This window comes from Mesorhizobium sp. M7A.F.Ca.CA.004.04.2.1 (genome assembly GCF_004022825.1).
Taxonomy (GTDB): domain Bacteria; phylum Pseudomonadota; class Alphaproteobacteria; order Rhizobiales; family Rhizobiaceae; genus Mesorhizobium.
The window spans coordinates 1-2,471 of sequence record NZ_RZPH01000909.1 but is presented as its reverse complement, the minus strand read 5'-3'; the positions used below and the strand labels follow the sequence as shown (position 1 = coordinate 2,471).

The 2,471-nt window shown below is 63.0% G+C and carries 3 protein-coding genes; 2 read left to right on the top strand and 1 reads right to left on the bottom strand.

Translation table 11 applies throughout. The annotated features are described in order from the left end of the window. The coding region (locus EN893_RS29030) for a riboflavin kinase (RefSeq protein WP_281062511.1) at positions 1–493 on the top strand (493 nt) is incomplete at its 5' end. 17 nt (positions 494–510) lie between these two features. On the opposite strand, the gene EN893_RS29025 is transcribed toward EN893_RS29030, so the two are convergent. After that, positions 511–1,065, bottom strand: a complete 555-nt coding sequence (locus EN893_RS29025) for an HdeD family acid-resistance protein (protein ID WP_127271600.1) — start codon at positions 1,063–1,065, stop codon at positions 511–513. Positions 1,066–1,260: 195 nt separating this feature from the next. On the opposite strand from EN893_RS29025, the gene EN893_RS29020 reads away from it, so the two are divergent. Beyond that, positions 1,261–2,067, top strand: a complete 807-nt coding sequence (locus EN893_RS29020; RefSeq protein WP_127271597.1) for a MipA/OmpV family protein — start codon at positions 1,261–1,263, stop codon at positions 2,065–2,067. The last annotated feature ends 404 nt before the right edge of the window (positions 2,068–2,471 follow it).

Genomic DNA, 2,471 nt, shown 5'->3' with positions numbered 1-2,471 from the left:
CGCCGAGGTGGTGTCGTCCAGCCGCATCCGCGGATTGCTGGGCGAGGGCGAAGTGGCCGAAGCCGCCGGTCTGCTCGGCTACCGCTTCACCGTCGAAAGCGAAGTGGTCGGCGGACAGCAGCTTGGCCGCACCCTTGGCTTTCCAACCGCGAATATGAGGCTGTCGGCTGAAGCCGCACTCAAGGAGGGCATCTATGCCGTCCGCTTCCGCCGCGCCGACGGCACGCTTCACGACGGCGTCGCCAGCTTCGGCCGGCGCCCGACCGTCAATGACAATGGCACGCCGCTGCTGGAAACCTTCGTCTTCGACTTCTCCGAAGACCTCTATGGCGAGGTCTGTCAGGTTTCCTTCTTCGGTTTCCTGCGCCCGGAGGTGAAGTTCGATGGGCTCGACGCGCTGGTCGCGCAGATGAAACGCGATGAAGCCGAGGCACGCGCGCTGCTCGCCGGCGTCAGGCCGCTCTCCGAGCTCGACGCGGCCATGGCTTTTTGAGCCAGGCGTGATGCCGGCTACTTCTTGAATGCCAGGCCGACGGCGATGAAGGTCCAGCCCTGGAAGATCAGGTCGATCGCCAGGAACAGCCCGAGCACCCACAGGCTGTTGACCGGCCAGCCCATCGCGATGATCAGGCCTGCAAGCGCGCTGATGGCACCGGCAGCGACGAGCCAGCCCCAGCCGCGTTCCGGCCGATGGCTGTAGCCGACCCAGGCCCTGAGCACCCCTGACGCGACCAGCGCGATCGCCAGCAGGAACGTCAGCACCGCCGAGGCAAGCAGCGGATTGCCGAAAGCGAAGAAGCCGGCAACGGCGTACAGCAGTCCGCTGAGCAGCCAATAGAAGAACCGGCTCCAGGTCTTGACGCCGAACGCGTGCACGATCTCGATTATGCCCGCCATCAGCATCAGCCATCCCACGACGTAGACGGAAGCCACTGTGGCGACGAACAGATTGGCGAAGGCAATGCCGCCGAAGATGAGCAGCAGCACACCGAGCGCGACAAACCATCCCCATTTTGTCCGTGTCTGTTCGAGCGCGATTTTCAAGGCGTCGCCATGCAGGGTCATTGTCGCGGTCTCCATCGAGGGCTGCGGAATACTGCGGATGGAAGGTAATCCGGGCACGGGCCAACGTCCAGTCGATGACCGGCAGCGGGACCGCTGCAAAAGCGCGAGCGTATGTCTCGGGTTTAAATCAAATTTTACCAAAGGGCCGTCAAAGCTGTCATCGGTAATCGTGTGTGTCGTGTTAGTGGAGTGGCCATGAGTCCGGTCGGAAGAATCTCTCTGGTGTTGGCCGCTGCGGTGCTGGGCGGAGCGGGCACTGCCCATGCGGGCGAGGGCAGCTGGCTGTCCGGCGACTGGTATCTGACCGTAGGTGCCACCGGCATGGTGGCGCCGAATTTCGAGGGCGGCAAAAAGTACCTGCTCAGCGCCTCGCCGATCATTTCGCTGGGCAAGGCCGGACCGGCGGCCCGCTTTGTCTCGCGCAACGACAACATCTCGCTGGCGCTGGTCGATGATGGCGGTTTCCGCGCCGGCCTGACCGGCAAGTTCCTATTTTCCCGCGATGATGACAACGCCGATGAGCTGAAGGGCCTCGATCCGGTGCGCTGGGGCGGGGAAGTCGGCGGCTTCTTCGAATTCTATCCGACCGACTGGCTGCGCGCCCGCGCCGAGCTGCGCCACGGCATTCGCGCTCACAACGGCTTTGTCGCCGACATCGCCGCCGACGCCTTTTACGATGTGACGCCGACCGTCAGGATTTCGGGCGGTCCGCGTGTTTCCTTCGCCTCAGGCAATTATTTCGACGCCTATTACGGCGTCAACGCACAGGAAGCCGTGGCCTCGGGCTTGAGCGAATATCATCCCGGTGGCGGGCTGAAATCGACCGGCCTCGGCGGCGCCATAACCTGGAAGGTGACCGAGCCGATGACCGCCAGCCTGTTTGGCGAATATTCGCGCCTGATGGGACCGGCGGCCGATTCCAGCCTGGTCAAGGAGCGCGGCGACCGCAACCAGTTCATGATTGGCGTGTCGACCACCTACCGCTTCGATTTCACGATGTAGGTGAATCGAACGAGACGCTTTATTCCTGCCGTGGCTTCGGCTAAAAGCCCAGCCATGACCAGCTTTTCGCGCCTTTTCGCGATCGCGATACGAATTACAGGCCCGGTGTTCCGGGTGGCCTGAGCGCCGCCGGAGCCGCCGGGAGTTTCTGCGCGCCCCCTCGCGCTTTTTCCATAACATGATAGTTCACGCCCGAGCTTGTACGCCCGCCGGGCAATGCAAATGGCAGACCAATGACCGATACAACTGAAACGATCGACTATTCCAAAACGCTTTACCTGCCGCAGACGGATTTCCCGATGCGTGCCGGCTTGCCGGAGAAGGAGCCGCTGCTGGTCAAGCGCTGGCAGGACATGGATCTCTACCGCAAGCTGCGCGAGAGCGCTGCCGGCCGCACGAAATAC